This is a genomic window from Mesorhizobium sp. M1A.F.Ca.IN.020.04.1.1 (genome assembly GCF_003997315.1).
Lineage (GTDB): Bacteria > Pseudomonadota > Alphaproteobacteria > Rhizobiales > Rhizobiaceae > Mesorhizobium.
This window is the reverse complement of sequence record NZ_RZSN01000132.1, coordinates 1-16,903: the sequence shown is the minus strand read 5'-3', so window position 1 is coordinate 16,903 and position 16,903 is coordinate 1. Positions and strand designations below refer to the sequence as shown.

Here is a 16,903-nt window from a genome sequence, read left to right as displayed (position 1 = left end):
CCGAGATCCTCGATGATGAAGCGCTTGCCTGTCGCAAGGTAGGGCTGGCCGGAAAACACGTCATAGGCCGAGCGGAACGAGATGCGGCCGAAGAAGGGCCTGCCGATCTCACCGCTGTCGAGCAGGGCGCGGACTGCCTGGATCGGCGACTGCCAGCGGAAGTTCTCGTGCACCATCAGCGGCACGCCGGCGTCGGCGCAGGCCTTCACCATGACCTTGGCGTCGGCAAGCGTTGGCGCGAACGGCTTCTGGCAGATCACCGGGACACGGTTGGCAGCGGCGATCTCGACCAGTGGTCGATGGCTGCCGACGGTGGTGGCGATGTCGACGAAGTCCAGCGTCTCAGCGGCAAACATTTCGACCGCATCGCGGTAACGCCGCTCGATGCCGAACTCGTCGCCGACGATCCTGAGCCGCTCCGGATCGCGGTCGCAGATGGCGACGATCGAAGCGCCATCGATGTCGCGCCAGCCATGCATCTGGTTGACGGCGAAGAAGCCGCAGCCGATCAGCGCTCCGCGCAATGCCGCCATGGTCAGCCCACCTTCGCCATCTGCATCAACGTCACGCGGCTCTGCAGACGACGCTGCGCCTGGTCGACGACGACCGCGACGATGATGACGAGGCCCTTGATCACCATCTGCCAGAATGAGCTCACCCCCATCATCACCAGCCCGTCGGAGAGGATGCCGATGACGAAGGCGCCGACGATGGTACCGCCAATCGTGCCGCGGCCGCCCGACATCGACGTGCCGCCGAGCACGGCGGCAGCAATTGCATTCAACTCGAAGCTCTCGCCCGTCGCCGGATGCGACGCCATCAGCTCCGACGAGATGATGAGGCCGACTATCGCCGCGCAGAAGCCGGAGAACATGTAGACGAACATCTTCACCATGTTGACGCGCACGCCCGAGATCCGCGCCGCGCGCTCGTTGCCGCCGACCGCGAAGATATGGCGGCCGAGCGGCGTGTAACGCGCGAGATAGGCCGCGCCCAGCGCCACCACGACCAGGATCCAGATCGAGACCGGCAGGCCGAGCAGCTTGCCGGCGCCGAGATAGCCGAAACCGGTGGTGCCGAGCTCAGGTTTGCCGACGAGGTTGGGGAATGTGCGGCCGTCCGACGACAAAAGCGCAAAGCCGCGCGCGACATAGAGCGTGCCGAGCGTGGCGATGAAAGGCGCGACGTTCAGCCTGGTGATCAGCAAGCCGTTGACGGCGCCGATCAGTATGCCGACCACCAGCGTGATGAAGGCAATCTCGACGACGTTGAAATAGACGGTATAGCCGATCTGCAGATCGATGCCGTTGAGCACCAGATAGCCGGCGACCATGCCGCACAGGCCGACGATCGAGCCGACCGACAGGTCGATGCCGCCGGTGATGATGACGAAAGTCATCCCCATGGCCAGGAAGGCGTTGAGGGCCACATGCTTGGCCATCAGGATCAGATTGGCGGCCGAGAGGAAATTCGGCGCCGCGATCGAGAAGAACACCAGCACCGCAATCAGCGCGATGAAGGTGCGGAGCTTCATCAGCGTCAGCAGCACGGAACCGCTGGATGCGGATGGCGCGGCAGCCTTGGCTGGAATGTCGGTCATCGGGAGTCTCCATGCACGGGTCCGTGGCCAAGCGCCGAAGCGGCGACGATGGCCGCCTCCGTCGCCTCGGCGCGATCGAACATGCCCGTCAATTTTCCGTTGCTCATCACCGCGATCCGGTCAGACAGCGCCATCACCTCGTCGAGGTCGGAGGTGGCAAAGAGGATGCCCAGCCCATCGCGCGACAGCTTGCGCATGGTGCGGAAGACGTCGGCCTTGGCGCCGACATCGATGCCGCGGCTGGGCTCGTCCATCAAAAGCACTTTCGGCCCGGTGAGCAGCGCCTTGCCGATCACCACCTTCTGTTGGTTGCCGCCCGACAGCGACGACACTTCCTGCGCCGGATCGGCGACCTTGATCGCCAGCTCGCGAACCATCTGCGTGACCGCCTGCCGCTCGGCGCCGCCGCGGATATGGAACAGGCTGACGAAGCGCGACAGGCTGGCCATCGTCAGGTTGCTGGCGACGGAGAGGATCGACACGAGGCCCTCGCGCTGGCGGTCTTCCGGGATCAACGCCAGACCACGCTGGATGCGTCGCGTCGTGTCGCGCTCCTTGACCGGGTGTCCGTCGATGAAGATCCTGCCGCTCGCCTGGCCGTGGCGGCCCATGATGCAGTCGAACAACTCGCTGCGTCCGGCGCCCATCAAGCCGTAGATGCCGAGGATCTCGCCGGCGCGTAAGGAGAGCGACACATGGTCGACCGCAAGTCCGCCGGTGACGCGCGGCAGGCAGATCTCCTCGGCGCGGAATATTTCTTCGCCCGGTTGATGGCCGTCGGCCTTGGCGAAATCCTTGGCGTCCGAGCCGATCATCTGCCGTACGATCCACTGTGTATCAACGTTCTTCATCTCCTCCTGGCCGGTGATGCGGCCGTCGCGCAGCACGGTGATGTAATCGCCGATGCGGATCAGTTCTTCCAGCCGGTGCGAGATGTAGACGATGGCGACGCCACGCGCCTTGAGGTCGGCGATCACGTTGAACAGGATCTCGACTTCCGCCGCGCTCAGAGCCGAGGTCGGCTCGTCCATGATCAGGATGCGCGCGTCGAGCGAGACCGCCTTCGCGATCTCGACCAGCTGCTGCTGGCCGATGCGCAAATCCTCGACCAGCATGTCTGGCCTTATGCCGGCTTCGAGCTGTTCGAGGAATTCGGCGGCCCGCCGTTCCTGCTCCCTGTGGTCGATCTTGCGGAGGGCGTTGGTCAGCTCACGCGTGGCAAAGATGTTTTCGGCGACCGACAGATTGCCGAACAGGTTGAGCTCCTGGAACACCATGCCGATGCCGCGGCTGACGGCGTCGCCGGAGGACGAGAACGAAACTTCGTTGCCGTCGAGCAGGATGCGGCCGGCGGTCGGCCTTTCGACGCCGGCGATGATCTTCATCAGCGTCGACTTGCCGGCACCGTTCTCTCCGACCAGCACGTTGACCGCGCCTTTGCGCACCTCGAAATTCGCGTGCTTGACCGCCACCGTGCCGGCATAGACCTTGGAGATGTCCTCCAGCTTCAAGATGACGTCGTGACCGGGCGCGGGGCTCATGGCTTCGGCCCGATCTCGGCCTCCGCCGGTGTCACCAGCGGCAGGTCCTGGCCGCCCTCGATGGTGTAGGCGCCGAGCACCTTCGCGGTCCGGCCCTCCAGCCCGTCACGCGGCAGCTTGGACAGCACCGTCTTGCCGGCATAGGCATTGAAGGCTTTGCCGAACTGGGCGAAGTCGATCTGGTTGGTGAAGTCGTTGAACTGCACGAAATCCAGGCTGTCGCGAATGGCGGTTCCACGCATGGCCGGCCCGATCTGCACCCGCGCATCCGCCTTGCCGTCGCCGTCGACGTCGACGTCGACGGTGGCCGCGCGCGACTGCGTGTTGGCGGCAACGATCTTGCCTTCGACGCGCACCGCGAAGGTCCATGGCGAATTCGCCTGCTTCTTAGGATTGCCGTACTTTGCGCCGGCAGCGGCGGGATCGGTCTTCGCTAGCGCATGGACCTCGGCGAACGGTCCAGCCTTCTGCTGCAGGTAGGGGATGACCTTCGAGGCCCAGATTTCCTCGACCATTCTATCCGGATTGAAGGCCGAGCTGTTGGCGCTGTCGCCGCCCTGCGCCGACTGTGTCGGCAGGATCTTGCAGGCGCTGAGGCCGATGCCGGCGGTTATCGCGAGGATCAGCCAAGTCTGCCTGGTCGGACAAGTCGGCTTGGTCATGACAATCAAGGGCACCCGGAAAGTGAAATGGAGGCGAGGGGCGAACGTGCGTTCGCCCCTCGCAGTGTGCATCGCGCCGGCTCAGTTCTTGAGCGCGAAGGTCTCCAGCTTGGGAGCATTGTCGCCGTTGATGAGGACGCAGTCCATCAGCTGCTTTTCCTTCTCGGGCGACTTCTTGTTTTTGATGTACTCGTTGGCCTGCTCGACCGCCATCTGCGCCTGAGCGTAGGCCGGCTGCAGCACCGTCGCCTTGATGCCGCCGGAGGTGATGGAGTCGCGCACGTCATTCGAGCCGTCGAAGCCGACGACGATTACATCCTTGCGGCCGGCGGCGGCCAATGCCGCGTAGGCGCCCATCGCCATCGTGTCGTTGCCCGAAATAACGCCCTTGATGTCGGGGTTGGCCTGCAGGATCGATTCCATCTTGGAATAGGCTTCGGTCTGGCTCCAATTGGCCGACTGCTGCGCGACCATCTTCAGGTCCGGATAGTCGTCGATGACGTCGTGATAGCCCTTGGAGCGGATGCCGGCATTGGTGTCGGATTCCTTGCCGACCAGCTCGACGTAATTGCCCTTCTCGCCCATCAGCTTGACGAATTCCTGCGCGCCAAGCTGGGCGCCCTGGTAATTGTTGGAGACGATCTGCGCCACGGCGACACCGGTGGCGTTGATCTCGCGGTCGATCAGGAACGAGGGAACGCCGGCGTCCTTGGCCTTCTGCACGGCGGCGACGGTGGCGTCGGCGCCGGCATTGTCGAGGATGATGGCCTTGGCGCCGCGGCCGATCGCCGTGTCGATCAGTTCCGACTGCTTGTTGGCGTCGTCATCATGCACCAGCACCAAGGTGTCGTAGCCGAGCTCCTTGGCCTTGGCTTCGGCGCCCACCGCTTCCGCCTTGAAGAACGGATTGTCGTGCGAGGGCGTGATGATGGCAATCAGGTCCGCCGCATAAGCAGGCATCGCGGTGCCGAGTGCGAGCATGCCGGCGAAAGCCGCAAGCGTCATTCTTCGAGTAAGCTTCATGAAGTCCTCCCATTGAAAACCTGCCTCGGAGACCGAGGCCATTTGTCTGAATTCGTCCGGCGGTGCAGGCTGCGCCGCTCGGATTTTGAAAGCCTTTGGCTGCTTTCGCCCGAAGCGGGCCTGGCTGTCGCTCCCCGCCATCCTCCTTCGCTCGTCCAGCGATCCGAGCCTGAACAGCTAAAGCTAACTGGTATGATGAGTCAATCACTAATTAAGGTGATGTGTATATGATAAGCGGCGATCTCACGTGATACGCTGGATGCTGGCGGCAATCTCATCCGGCTCGAAGACGCGCTTCCAATCGTCACGCATCAGCACCGGCTTGCCGAATTCGATCGCCTTGTTGCAGGCGTCCGAGAACACGCCCTTGGTTTCGCCGAAAATGACGGCGCCGAGCACGTTCATGTGGCCGAGCAGGAAGTCGAGCGCCGCCTGCCGGTCGACGCCCCGCGCCACAACCTCATCGAGGGCTTCCTTCATGACGACGAGCAGCGACGCGCAGACAGTCTCAGAAAGACCAGGTTCGAGCAGGGCCATCTGCTCGACGGTCACGCGGTGCGAGCGCATCACCGGCGCCCAGATGATGCGGGCGATTTCCTCACCCTTGGCATAGTCCTCCTCCGGGCCCTGCATAAGGGCGCTGACGAAATGCTGCTTGGCCTTGACGCCGCCGAAGAAGTCCTTCTTGGCCGCCATGTCGGTTTCGTCGTTGAAGATCGGCGGATGGCAGGGATGCGTGACGAAGTAGGTAAGGTCGGGGCGCTTGGGCAGATGGCCGGCAAAAGGCGCCGCGGCGTCGAGCACGATCACCATCGTCCCCGGCGCCAGCTTGCTTTCGATGCTCGCCGCGACCTTGCCGATATGCGTGTCGGGAACCGCCAGGATCACGACTTCGGCGCCCGCGAGCGCCTCGTCGACGCTGAGCGTGTCGATGCCAAGACCGCTTTTCAGCCGCTCCTTGCCCGCCTCGCTGATCTCGACGTGACGGATCGCATAGGGGGAAGCGCGAAAATTGGTCGACAGCCGGTAGCCCATTTTGCCGCCCGCACCGAACAGCGCAATCGTTGTCATCTAACCTGCTCCTGATGTTCGAGACGACGGCCAATGGAGATCGTCACATTGTATACTGGTATAATCACTCTACCAAATTGGCAAGAGAAATCGCTGATTTGTCGCTCCCTCACTTCGGGTGGGCCGTTGCCGCGCTCGCTTCCGCGTCGGCCGTTGCATCATCGTCGCCGTCTGCAATTTCGACAAACGCGCGCCGCGCCTGCGCCTGACGTCCGGCCAGCGCCAGAACGAAGATGACGACAACGCCCTGCACGATGTCCTGCGCGCCCGGAGGAAGGCCGATGATCTGCATGGTGGTGACGATGAGGACGAGCAGGATGCTGGCGAAGAGTGTGCCGAGCGCGGTCGCCGAGCCGCCGAAGATCAGCGTTCCGCCAAGCACCACGGCGGCGATCGACTGCAGGAGATAGGGCTGGCCCATTTCGAGGAATGCGCCGCCGATATAGGCGCCGAGCAGCAGCCCGTCTAGCGAAGCCAGCACCGACGAGATGATGAAGGCCGACGCGATCACGCGCCCGTTGCGGATGCCGGCGAGCCGTGCCGCGGCGCGGTTCTGGCCGACCGCCGAGAGCAATTGCCCGAAGACGGTGTAGCGCAGCACGAAGGCAGTCGCCGCTACGCCGAGGATGGCGATGATCGCCATGATCGGCACGCCCGAAATGCGCCCGGTCGCCAGTTCCTTCAGCGCCGGGCTGACGGCGAAGCCCGGTATCGCCTTGTTCGACAGCAGCGTCGCCGTCGCCAACACATAGCCGGTCGCCAACGTCGCGATGATGGCCGGAATGCCGAGACCGACAACGAGCAGCGAATTGAGCGCCCCGACCGCAAGGCCGAGCAGGATGGCGGCGAGCACGCCGATGGCAAGGTTGGCGTCCTGGCCCTTGATGGTCAGCAGCGCGACGAAGGCACTGAGCGTGATCACGGAGGCGACCGACAGATCGATATTGCCGCGCCCGGTCGTCACCACGAACATCTGGCCGATGCCGACGACCGTCAGGAAGGATGCCGACAGAATGACGCCGGACAGGCTGGACAGGCTGAATCGGTTGGTGACGACGGACAGCACCAGCCACAAAATAAGCACGCCGATCGCCGACCAGATCCAACGGTTCCGTTGCGCCCAGATGCCGAAGCCGGCGAATGCGCTCATGGCTCGCTCCTGCGGTCGGCGGTCAGGCTGCGCAACGTCAGCAGCGCGATCAGGATCAACCCTTGCGTGGCGGCGTTGTAGTCGCTGCTGACGCTGAGCGTGCCGAGCAGCGCGCCGATGAGCGACAGCGTCACCGCACCGGCGACGGCGCCGATCGGCGAGATGGTGCCGCCGAGCAGCGAGCAGCCGCCCATCACCACGGCGGCAACGCTGAGCAAGGTATAGGAATTGCCGGAATTGATGTCGCTCGCCGTGTTGATGGCCGTCAGCGACAGGCCCGCGGCGCCTGCAAACAAGCCGGCGATTAGATAGCGCACCAGCGCGTAGCGCGTCGGCGACCATCCCGAGCGGATCATCGCCGCCGGATTGTTGCCGAAGCCACGCAACACCACGCCGAGCGGCAGCCGGTCGATGACGAGCACGATCAGAGCCACAGCGGCGATCAAGATGATCGACGTCGGCATAAATCCGATCGACCAGCCGAACAGCTTCGACAGCCACTCGGGACTGGCACCACCCGGCGTCGGCTGCAGAGCATAGCCGATGCCGACCCAGATGAAGGACGCGCCGAGCGTGACCACGATCGCCGGGATTTTGCGCGCCTGGATGATGCCGCCAAGCCCCGCATAGGCGGAAAGCGCTGCCACCAGCGCCAGCGCGCCGAGCCAGGGCTGGTCGTAGAGCAGCGTCGCGCTGAGCACGCTAACCAGGCCTGCGAAGGCGCCGACGCCGAGGTCGATCTCGCTGCCGCCGACGATGAACATCTGCGCTGCCGTCACCAGCACCAGCGACAGCGCCGGCATCAACAAAAGGTCGAGCCCGAAAGCCGAGGCGACCGCGGGATTGATCGCGATCATGATAGCGAGCACGGCGGCAAGCCCGATGAACGGCGCCGAATTGACCAGCCGGCGCCCGAGCCTCGCCATAGCGGTCCGGTCCTTCGCGGCGCTCGCCTGCCGGTCCGCCGATTGCTCGAAGGAGGCGCCGACGATCGCCTGCTCGGTGATCGCCTCGCCTGCCAGTTCCTCGACGATCCGCCCGCCGGAAAAGACCAGCACGCGGTCGCAGGCGAGCAGCTCGGCGTCTTCGGTCGTGTGCCAGATCAGCGCGCGGCCGCCGCGCGCGACCTCGTTGCCGAGCCGGTAGAAATCCTGCTTGGTGGCGATGTCGACGCCGCGCGTCGGATCGTCGAGCAGGATGACCGGCGTGTCGGCGACCAGTGCCCGCGCCACCAACGCCTTCTGCTGGTTGCCGCCGCTGAGCTCGGTGATGCTGGACTGAAAGCGCTTCTCGTCCAGCCGCAGGCGGCTTGCCGCACGTGAAGCGGTGTCTCGGTTGGCTCGGTCGGAAACGACAGCTAGCGCCGGGCGGCGGGCAAGCGCGCCGATGCTGATGTTGCCGAGCACGCTCCACAGCGGGAACACGCCTTCCTTCTGCCGGTCGCCGGCGATGAAGCCTGCCTCCGCCCCCCTGGAGACGCCCGCATGCTGCTTTCGGTCGGGCTTGAAGATCGCGTGCAGCAATTCCTTTTGCCCGCTGCCTTCGAGACCGGCAAGCCCGACGATCTCGCCGCGCACGATGTCGATGCCATGGCCGAGCTCGGCTGTCAGCGGCCCGGAGAGCCGCACCAGCACGTCCTGGGAGGATGCGCCCGCGACGGCGTGCTGGTGGACCGGGTCGGCATTGCCGCCCATCAATTGCACCAGCTTGCCGATCGAAGCGTCCGCGGCATGGCCCTGCCAAGCGGTGCGGCCGTTGCGCAGCACCACGACTTCGGTGGCGATGTCGATGATTTCCTGCAGCTTGTGACTGATGAAGATGAAGGCGAGCCCGGCTTTCGCCCGCTCGCGAATGAAGGCCCTGAGCTGCTTCGATCGGTCGAGATCAAGCGAGGATGTCGGCTCGTCGAGCACGATCAGGTTGACGCCCGGCGTCGCCGCAGCGCGCGCGATCTCCACCATCTGCCGTTCGGCGATGGTGAGGTGGCCGACCTCGGCGTCGGCGTCGATGCCGTTGCCGGGAAAGACGGCATCCAGCGCCGCGCGGGCACGGGCGCGGTAGAGCGCGCGCCAGCCCGGCCGGCTTGCGGAATCGCCCGGTGTTTCCAGGAAAAAGTTCTCGGCGACGGACAGGTTGGCGCAGAGCGACAGCTCCTGGTGCACCATGCGGATACCACGCCGCTGCGCTTCGCCGGTGTCGTAATCGGCGAAAGCCATTTCTCCACCGGCAAAGGAAATCGAGCCGAGCGTCGGCCACATTGCACCGCACAGGATGCGCATCAACGTCGATTTGCCGGCGCCATTGCCGCCGACCAGCCCGATCACGTCGCCGGCGCCGACCGAAAGATCGATCCCCGCGTTGGCGAGCGTCGGCCCGAAACTCTTGGTGATCCCGCTGAGCGCGACGACGGCTGGCCGGGCAGACGCAGCAGGCACCGCGGTTGCGGCGCTGTCCTGAGCGGCAACGGCAAGCTGGGACATTCGTCCTCCGGTTCTTCGCAAAGCGAGGATCGGGCGCGGCCGTAGGCGACGCCCGATCCCTGGACTGGTTGCCTTACTTGCTGAGCAGGTTCTGCTTGACCCAATCCAGCGAATAGCTCGGGCTGATGATTTGGCCGCCCGGCATCTTGGCGTAGTCCTTCAGGTTGCCGGCGTCGACGGTCGCCACCGGCATGATCATCAGCTTGGGCGCCTTGGCGCCCTTGAGCAGCGACAGGCCGAGCCAGAAGGCGGCGCCGCCGATACCGGGCGTGGTGTTCATCGATACGGTCTGGTAGCCGTTCTTGGCATTCTCCTCGGCCCACCATTTGACGAAGTCGGTGCCGCCGCCGCCTTCGATGACCGGCATCTTGTCCTTGTAGTCGCCGCCATACTGGACGAAGGCCTGGGCGATGCCGACATCGTCGCTACCGCCCTGGCCGAGCACGGCGTCGACGTGCGGCACCGAGGGCAACACGTTGGCGATCGCCGCTTGCGCCACCGAGGCCGTGGCCTGGCCGTAGACGGTCGCGACCACCTTGATATCCGGGTATTTCGCCAGCACCGACTGCTGCGCGTTGAACATGTCGTTGTCGGGCGCCGAACCCTTCACGCCGCGCACCTGGATGACGTTACCCTTGCCGCCGAGCATCTTGAACACGGCTTCCGCCTGGGCAGCCTTGTAACCCTTGAAGTCGAAATTGAGCTGGTAGTTGCAAGGCGCCGAAGCGACCGAGTCGAAAGAGATGACGATGATGCCGGCCTTGCAGGCCTTTTCGATGACACCGTTAACCGCGGTCTCCGAGGCGGCGTCGACGGCGAGCACGTCGACCTTCTTTAGGATCAGTTCGGCGATCTGGCTATTCTGCTGCGCGACCGAGCCGTCGCCGTTCATGACGATGTAGTCGGCGATCTGTCCAGCGGCCTTGGCCTCCTTGGCCGATGCCTCGAAAGCCTCCACCATCTGGTGACGCCAGGTATTGCCGTAATAGGCATTGGCCAGCGCGATGACCGGCGCGTCCGGAGACGCCATTGCCGGCAGCGCAGCAGCACTTGCCAGTGCGACGCCGGCGAGCGCCGCAACAATCGAAATTCTCATGTCATTCTCCTCCCAACGAAACGACTGGCTTGGCAGCCTCAGCATAGCGCCAGATGATCACGCTATGTCAGGTACACATTATACCAGCATACCAAATAGGCAAGCCAGTATTGAAGCCATCCGATGTGAAGAGGCCAAGCTCGACCGGTCGCACCAGGCGCGAGGCGCCCAGAACAGCCTTCAGCCGAGGTGACGAAGCGTATGGCGCGTCTGCTTCGCGGTCGATCCGATGCTCAGGAAGGGCCTGCCCGGGGCCGGCACCGTGCTCATCCAGAAGATCGCCGGAGCCGCCTCAGCGGCCAAGCTTCCGCGGCGAGATCGCCCGGTCCGCCGCACCCCCATCGGCACTAGGAGGCGTTTGCGCTCGGCACCTGGACCGTTCCGGCTACCGGCAAGCCATGGCTCGGCTCAAGCGGTCTTCATCGCGTTGCAGATTTCCTCCACCAGCATCGCCGCCGAGACAGCGCCGGGATCCGGATGGCCCAGCGAGCGTTCGCCGAGACGCGCGGCGCGGCCGACGGTTGCGATCATGTCGCGTGTCGCTTCCGCGCCTCGGCGGGCAGCAGCGGCTATGGCATCGGTTTTCTGGCCGCTGACCGCTACGTCAGCGGCGGGAGCCCAGGCATCGAGCATCGTCTTCTGGCCAGGTTCCGCCTTGCCGCGCTGGACAATGCCGTCGCGCATTGCCGCAATGACGGCCCGCAACTCGCCGCTCGGCATCGATGCCCGCGGACCAGCAGCCTTACCGGCGCGCAGCAGGGCGGTCGCGTAGAGTGGTCCGGAGGAGGCGCCGACCGCGTTGAGAAAACCTTTGGCGGCGGCATTGAACACATCCTGCAGCGTGCCCTCGGCGGCCTGGGCTGAATCGGCCGCGGCCTTCATGCCCTGTTCCATGGCGATGCCGTGGTCTGCGTCGCCGATGACCCCATCAAGCGCGCAGAGCCTGTCACGCTCGGCCGCCATCCGCGCCGAGAAAGCGTCGAAAAGGGCCTTCAAGTCCCCCGTCGTAAACTCCATTCGCTCAACTCCGAAACATGGCGCAGTCACAGGGATGGTCAATCATGCGCTGCAATTCGTCATCGAGATGCATAATGGTAATCGAGGCGCCGGCCATGTCGAGGGACGTGCAGTACGGGCCGACAAGCGTCTTATGGACGACCAGCCCGGCAGCCTTCAGGCGCTCCGCGATCCTGGCGTTCAGGATGTAGAGCTCCATTAGCGGCGTCGCGCCGAGCGAGTTGACCAGCACCGCGACACGATCGCCGGCCGGCGCCTTCATTTCCGCAAGGATGGCGTCCATGATTTCATCGGCGACATCGTTGGCCGAACGCAATGGCCCGCGCCGCACGCCCGGCTCGCCATGGATGCCCATGCCGATCTCCATCTCGCCGACAGGGAGATCGAAGCTTGGCTTTCGTGTCTGCGGCAGCGAACAGGACGACAGAGCCACGCCCATGGTGAAGGTGCGGTCGTTGGCGCGACGGGCGACCCGCTCCACCTCGTCCAGCGGCATCATCATGTCGGCGGCCGCGCCCGCGGCCTTGAAGATGAACACGTTGCCGGCCACGCCGCGGCGCTTTTGCCTTTGGTCGCGCGGCGCCGACGCGATGTCGTCTGTGGTCAGCACCGTGCGCGCCTCAATGCCCTCCATCTCCAGCAGCTCGGCGGCCATGTCGAAGTTCATCACGTCGCCGGCATAGTTGCCATACATGAACAGGACACCGGCGTCGCCACTCGCGGCCATCGCTGCGTCGACCGCCGGCTGGGGAGGGGGCGAGGCGAAGACGTTGCCGATGGCGGCGGCATCCGCCAGACCCTTGCCGACATAGCCCAGAAAGGTCGGCTCATGGCCTGAGCCGCCGCCGATGACCAGCGCCACCTTACCGGGTCGCGGACCATGTCTGGCGATGACCGCGCGTGGAGCGTTCTCGGGGCGCCAGAGATGGTCGGGATGCGCAGCTATGATGCCGGCCAGCATTTCGTCGACCGCCGCATTGCCGTCATTGATCAGCTTCTGCGTCACGCTCATTCGCATTTCCCTCCATCGCCCTCGGCCAAGAGACTAGAGCGTTTCGCGGTTGTGAGGAAACGGTCTTCTTCTGGTCCAGCCGAGGCCGCCAACGCGCAAGTGTCGAAAGGTCAGCGCGCGTTGTACTTGGCGTCGACCTGATCGATGGCGGCGACATTGCCGGCCGACCGCCCCTTTGGATCGAACGTCTCCTTCAGAAAGGCATCCGCGATCGACTTCGCCAGCTCGGGCCCGATTACCCGCGCGCCCATGGTGATGATCTGGGCGTTGTTCGACAGCGCGGCCCGCTCGGCCGAGTAGGTGTCATGGGTGAGTGCCGCACGAATGCCCGGCACCTTGTTGGCCGAGATGCAGACGCCGATCCCGGTGCCGCAGATCAGGATGGCGCGGTCATATTTGCCGGCCAGCAGGTCGCTCGCCACCCGGTCCGACAGATTGGCGTAGAACGGGTCGGGACCGGCCTCGGTGCGCGACACTTCCGACACCTCGTGCCTATCCTTCAGGTGATCGGCGAGGATTTTTGCCAGGCCTTCGCCAGCGCTGTCGCCTGCTACCGCGAGCTTCATGATCGTCTCCTTCAGAGTTTGGCGGCGCATCTGGACAGGATGTCGAGATAGCCTTCGACAGCCCATGCGGCGCGTCCGATGAACAACCCGTCGATATGCGGGCATGCGATGAGTTCGGCGCAATTGTCGGGGTTGACCGAACCGCCATAGAGGCAAGGGACGCGGCGACCGAGCACCTCTTGAACAGCCGCGGTGATCTCCGCCTGGCGGGCCTCGGCATAGTCCGAGGTCGCCGGAATGCCGTTGACGCCGATGGCCCAGACCGGCTCGTAGGCGAACAGGATCGGCGCGCCCTTCTGCGCAGCCGAAAGCTTCGACAAAGCGCCGCGCACCTGCCGGTCGAGGACGTCGCGGGCGCGGCCGGCCTCGCGCTCGGCAAACGTCTCGCCGATGCAGATCAGCGGAATGAGGCCGTGGCGCACAGCGGCTTCGGTCTTGAGGCCGACGGTTTCGTCGGTCTCGCCAAAGTGCTCGCGGCGCTCGGAATGGCCAAGCTCGACGATATCGAGGTCACAATCCTTCAGCATCAGCGGCGAAATCTCGCCCGTCCACGCGCCGTCATCGGCCCAATGCATGTTCTGGGCTCCGACCTTGACCGACGTATCCTTCAGCATCGCCTTGACCTCTCGCGCCGCCGTGAAGGGCGGGATGATGAAGCGCTGGATGCGCGGATCGCCTTGCGGGTCGGCAAGCAGGCCACCGGCGAAGGCGCGCGCCTCGCCACGCGTCTTGTTCATCTTCCAACTCGTGCCGATCCAGACGTGCTTGGACTGTGTCATGCGGTGGTCATTCCGTTTCGCTCACGAGCGCCCTGGCGGTCGACTCGTCGGTGATGAGCCCCTTCAGCCGCGCGCTTTTGAGCACCGCGCGGACCGCCTCGACCTTTGTCGGACCGCCGGCGATCGCGATGATGCGGCTATCCGCCGACCCGTCCAGATCGACGGCGAGCGTGCGCGCGGTGAGCGTCGTTTCCAGCACCCGGCCGCGCGCATCGAAAAAGTGGCCGAGCATTTCGCCGACGCCACCGACGGCGGTGATCTCGGCAATCTCGCGCGGCTCGATCATGCCGGTCGCCACGAGCTGGGCGCCCGCATCCGCCGTGCCGATGCCGACGAATTTCAGCGTAGCCCGGTTCGACATCTCGAAGATTTCCCGCACGCCGCGCTGCGCCAGCAGCACTTCGCGGTCTTCCGCGGAATTGGCAAAAAAGGGCACCGGCATGACGTAGGCCTGCGCGCCGGTCTTTTCGGCCAGTCGATGCATGACGTCGTGCGGATTGGCGGCGTAATTGCGCGTCAGGCCGCCGAGCAGCGAGACGAAGCGGACGCCGGCTGCCTCGAAGCGCGGCAGCTGATGCACCGCGGCGGCCAACGTGCGGCCATGGCCGATACCGATGACCCTGTCCTCGCCGCGCTCCATCTCGCGACGCAGGAAACCGGCGCCCGCAAGCCCCAGCGCCCGCAACGGAAGGTCATCCTCGCCCAGATCCGGCGCGACCTCGCAGAAGTCCAACCCGAAGCGATCGCAGAGCTGGTTCTCCAGCAATGCGCATTCGACGACCTCGCCGTCGATCGAGACCTTGACCGCGCCGTCGGCGACAGCCCGGGCGATCAGCCGATGCGCCTTGACCGACGGCAACCCCAGTCGCTTCGCCACCTCGGCCTGGGTAAGCCCGCCGGCGTAGTGCAACCAGGCGGCACGGATCGCGAGCGACCCTTCGGGATCCAGTTGACCTGGGCGTTTCGGCATCTGCAGTCCTTGATCGTGCGTTTGGGCCATTCTCAGCCGACTCAGACATTCAGGCTTTGCACGCCCGTGTCGATATGGGGAGCCCAGAAGGCTATGCTTTCGGCAATCTGCGGGATGACCTGCCGATCGTCCGGCTCGCGCTCCTTGAAACTCAGCTCCAGGCAGATCTCGTTGTCGGCGGCGCCACCTTCGGCGAAAGCCTTCATCAGCGGTTCGGGATGAATGCGGCCCCTGGCGTTGAACGCCGCGGTGAAGGGTCGGTGCCCCCCCTTGTCCATGAGGCTTTGCTTGATGTGGATGATCGGCGACAGCTTCGGCGCCGCGCGAGCCCAGGCATAGGGATCGTAGTCATCCGGATTGGCGCTGGTCACGTCGCCATGGTCGATGTCGACCATCATCCACATCGGCACGGCCATGTCGGCTTTGGTCAGCCTGTCCTGCAGCTTCAGGCAGTCGGCGATCGTGTGGCCGAACTCGCGCCCGATGCTCATCGGCTCCCAGAAAACGTAACGCAACCCGGCTGCCTTGGCGTGCTCGGCCACCTCCGCCCAGCAGTCGACCGCGATCCGGATCAGCGCCTCGCGCCGGGCCGGGTCGTCATAGTCCTTGAAGGTGAAGATGGCGAACTGGGTGCCGATGGAGACGCCGCCGAGATCGGCGGTGATGTCGGCGAAGGTCTTGAACCAGTCGACATAGTAGCGGCGCACATCGCTGTCTGGATGGCCGAAATGGTTGAGCCGGCCATAGGGGCCGGTCATGCCGCTCGTGACGCGCACGCCGGTGCGCCGCAAGGCCGCGACCATCTTCCGGGTCAGGCGCCGGATCACCGGCGCCGGCCAGCTCGGATTGATGAACTCGTGCGTCAGCTGCAGGTCGCGCAGCCTGAGGTCGCGCGCGACGGTCTCGATGAGGTCGTCCGGATCGGCGAAGCGGTTGACCAGCGGGTTGGTGTTCAGGGAAAGCGTCAGCGCCATCACGCAGCCTCGGCAAGGCGCTCGGCCTCGAACCACATGGCGAAGGCGTGCCGTTCGGCTTCGGTGAGATGCAAATGGTGCTTGGTGCGCCGAAGCAGGATGTCGTCGGGCGTGCGCGCCCATTCCCTGGCGACGAGATAGCGCACCTCCGCCTCGTAGAGCAGGCCGCCGTGATGACGGCCAAGGCCGTCGAGGCCGGCCGCGTCCTTGACGAGGTCCCGCGTGCGCGCGCCGTAGAGCCGGCCATAGTGATGGACGAGATCGCGCGGCATCCACGGATAGGCCTCGCGCAAGCCATTGGCGAAGGTCTCGTAGTCGGCATTGGGGATTTCGCCGCCGGGCAGCGGCGCGGTCTCGGTCCAGTCCCCGCCCATCTTCGGGAAAATAGGCTTCAGCCGGTGCATGCCGCGCTCGGCCAGTTCGCGGAACGTGGTGATCTTGCCGCCGAAGACGTTGAGCAGCGGCGCGCCGCCGCTCTCGTCGAGGTCGAAGACATAGTCGCGCGTCACCGCGGACGGGTTGCCCTTGCCGTCGTCGAACAGCGGCCGCACGCCGGAGAAGGAGTAGAGCACGTCCTGGCGCCGCAGCTTCTCCTTGAAGTAGCGGTTCACCGCCGCAAGCAGGTAGTCGATCTCGGCCTCGTCAGCCCTGACGTCCTCGGCGCGGCCGTCATAGGCAATGTCGGTGGTTCCGATCAGCGCCCTGTCCCCCTCATAGGGGTTGATGAAGATGACGCGCTTGTCGTGGTTCTGTACCAGATAGGCATTGGCGCCCTGCCAGAATTTCGGCACGATGATGTGGCTGCCTTTGACCAGGCGCACATTGCGCGACGAGTTCGATCCCGCGACACGGCCAATGACGTCCGAAACCCAGGGGCCGGCGGCATTGACGAGGCAGCGGGCGCGGAAGAGCCGCGTTTCGCCGGTCATCGCGTTTTTCGTCGTTACCGTCCAGGCGCCGTT

16 protein-coding genes are annotated in these 16,903 nt (G+C 65.0%); all 16 read right to left on the bottom strand.

Annotated elements, in window-relative coordinates:
* Positions 1-533: Gfo/Idh/MocA family oxidoreductase (locus EOA49_RS22940; RefSeq protein WP_164749266.1), on the bottom strand; the 533-nt coding region annotated here is incomplete at its 3' end.
* 2 nt (positions 534-535) lie between these two features.
* Positions 536-1,600, bottom strand: a complete 1,065-nt coding sequence (locus EOA49_RS22935) for an ABC transporter permease (protein WP_127242025.1) — start codon at positions 1,598-1,600, stop codon at positions 536-538.
* Entirely contained in the window at positions 1,597-3,141 is a 1,545-nt protein-coding gene (locus EOA49_RS22930; protein ID WP_127242024.1) for a sugar ABC transporter ATP-binding protein, read from the bottom strand. The genes EOA49_RS22935 and EOA49_RS22930 overlap by 4 nt, the downstream gene beginning before the upstream one ends.
* Entirely contained in the window at positions 3,138-3,803 is a 666-nt protein-coding gene (locus tag EOA49_RS22925; RefSeq protein ID WP_067325529.1) for a DUF2291 family protein, read from the bottom strand. The genes EOA49_RS22930 and EOA49_RS22925 overlap by 4 nt, the downstream gene beginning before the upstream one ends.
* An 81-nt stretch (positions 3,804-3,884) precedes the next feature.
* Positions 3,885-4,826: a D-ribose ABC transporter substrate-binding protein gene (locus EOA49_RS22920; protein WP_067325557.1), complete on the bottom strand. Its 942-nt coding sequence runs from the start codon at positions 4,824-4,826 to the stop codon at positions 3,885-3,887.
* 243 nt (positions 4,827-5,069) lie between these two features.
* Positions 5,070-5,897: a phosphogluconate dehydrogenase C-terminal domain-containing protein gene (locus EOA49_RS22915; RefSeq protein ID WP_127242091.1), complete on the bottom strand. Its 828-nt coding sequence runs from the start codon at positions 5,895-5,897 to the stop codon at positions 5,070-5,072.
* Positions 5,898-6,006: 109 nt separating this feature from the next.
* Positions 6,007-7,047, bottom strand: coding sequence for an ABC transporter permease (locus tag EOA49_RS22910; RefSeq protein WP_095832725.1), 1,041 nt, complete (start codon positions 7,045-7,047; stop codon positions 6,007-6,009).
* Positions 7,044-9,527, bottom strand: coding sequence for an ATP-binding cassette domain-containing protein (locus EOA49_RS22905; protein ID WP_127243364.1), 2,484 nt, complete (start codon positions 9,525-9,527; stop codon positions 7,044-7,046). The genes EOA49_RS22910 and EOA49_RS22905 overlap by 4 nt, the downstream gene beginning before the upstream one ends.
* A gap of 73 nt (positions 9,528-9,600) precedes the next feature.
* The gene (locus EOA49_RS22900; RefSeq protein ID WP_127243363.1) at positions 9,601-10,623 is read right to left on the bottom strand and encodes an ABC transporter substrate-binding protein; all 1,023 of its coding nucleotides are present in this window, start codon (positions 10,621-10,623) and stop codon (positions 9,601-9,603) included.
* A gap of 408 nt (positions 10,624-11,031) precedes the next feature.
* Complete coding sequence (gene dhaL / locus EOA49_RS22895) at positions 11,032-11,640, bottom strand: dihydroxyacetone kinase subunit DhaL (protein WP_067325515.1); 609 nt, start codon at positions 11,638-11,640, stop codon at positions 11,032-11,034.
* Between the two features lie 4 nt (positions 11,641-11,644).
* On the bottom strand, positions 11,645-12,652 hold the full coding sequence (locus EOA49_RS22890; RefSeq protein WP_067325513.1) for a dihydroxyacetone kinase subunit DhaK: 1,008 nt from the start codon (positions 12,650-12,652) through the stop codon (positions 11,645-11,647).
* Between the two features lie 110 nt (positions 12,653-12,762).
* Positions 12,763-13,218 (bottom strand): RpiB/LacA/LacB family sugar-phosphate isomerase, encoded by a 456-nt coding sequence (locus EOA49_RS22885; RefSeq protein ID WP_067327218.1) that lies wholly within the window; start codon positions 13,216-13,218, stop codon positions 12,763-12,765.
* Between the two features lie 11 nt (positions 13,219-13,229).
* Positions 13,230-13,997 (bottom strand): triose-phosphate isomerase, encoded by a 768-nt coding sequence (locus tag EOA49_RS22880; protein WP_127241390.1) that lies wholly within the window; start codon positions 13,995-13,997, stop codon positions 13,230-13,232.
* Positions 13,998-14,004: 7 nt separating this feature from the next.
* On the bottom strand, positions 14,005-14,967 hold the full coding sequence (locus EOA49_RS22875) for a sugar-binding transcriptional regulator (RefSeq protein WP_067326986.1): 963 nt from the start codon (positions 14,965-14,967) through the stop codon (positions 14,005-14,007).
* A 41-nt stretch (positions 14,968-15,008) separates the two neighbouring features.
* Entirely contained in the window at positions 15,009-15,941 is a 933-nt protein-coding gene (locus EOA49_RS22870; protein ID WP_067326983.1) for a TIM barrel protein, read from the bottom strand.
* Positions 15,941-16,903 (bottom strand): glycerol-3-phosphate dehydrogenase (locus EOA49_RS22865; RefSeq protein WP_127243362.1); only part of this gene is annotated, 963 nt, incomplete at its 5' end. The genes EOA49_RS22865 and EOA49_RS22870, both read right to left, overlap by 1 nt.

Bases quoted from the DNA above. Each gene is read 5' to 3' on its own strand.
- EOA49_RS22935 (WP_127242025.1), bottom strand. From the start codon at position 1,600: ATGACCGACATTCCAGCCAAGGCTGCCGCGCCATCCGCATCCAGCGGT.
- EOA49_RS22930 (WP_127242024.1), bottom strand. From the start codon at position 3,141: ATGAGCCCCGCGCCCGGTCACGACGTCATCTTGAAGCTGGAGGACATC.
- EOA49_RS22925 (WP_067325529.1), bottom strand. From the start codon at position 3,803: ATGACCAAGCCGACTTGTCCGACCAGGCAGACTTGGCTGATCCTCGCG.
- EOA49_RS22920 (WP_067325557.1), bottom strand. From the start codon at position 4,826: ATGAAGCTTACTCGAAGAATGACGCTTGCGGCTTTCGCCGGCATGCTC.
- EOA49_RS22915 (WP_127242091.1), bottom strand. From the start codon at position 5,897: ATGACAACGATTGCGCTGTTCGGTGCGGGCGGCAAAATGGGCTACCGG.
- EOA49_RS22910 (WP_095832725.1), bottom strand. From the start codon at position 7,047: ATGAGCGCATTCGCCGGCTTCGGCATCTGGGCGCAACGGAACCGTTGG.
- EOA49_RS22905 (WP_127243364.1), bottom strand. From the start codon at position 9,527: ATGTCCCAGCTTGCCGTTGCCGCTCAGGACAGCGCCGCAACCGCGGTG.
- EOA49_RS22900 (WP_127243363.1), bottom strand. From the start codon at position 10,623: ATGAGAATTTCGATTGTTGCGGCGCTCGCCGGCGTCGCACTGGCAAGT.
- dhaL (WP_067325515.1), bottom strand. From the start codon at position 11,640: ATGGAGTTTACGACGGGGGACTTGAAGGCCCTTTTCGACGCTTTCTCG.
- EOA49_RS22890 (WP_067325513.1), bottom strand. From the start codon at position 12,652: ATGAGCGTGACGCAGAAGCTGATCAATGACGGCAATGCGGCGGTCGAC.
- EOA49_RS22885 (WP_067327218.1), bottom strand. From the start codon at position 13,218: ATGAAGCTCGCGGTAGCAGGCGACAGCGCTGGCGAAGGCCTGGCAAAA.
- EOA49_RS22880 (WP_127241390.1), bottom strand. From the start codon at position 13,997: ATGACACAGTCCAAGCACGTCTGGATCGGCACGAGTTGGAAGATGAAC.
- EOA49_RS22875 (WP_067326986.1), bottom strand. From the start codon at position 14,967: ATGCCGAAACGCCCAGGTCAACTGGATCCCGAAGGGTCGCTCGCGATC.
- EOA49_RS22870 (WP_067326983.1), bottom strand. From the start codon at position 15,941: ATGGCGCTGACGCTTTCCCTGAACACCAACCCGCTGGTCAACCGCTTC.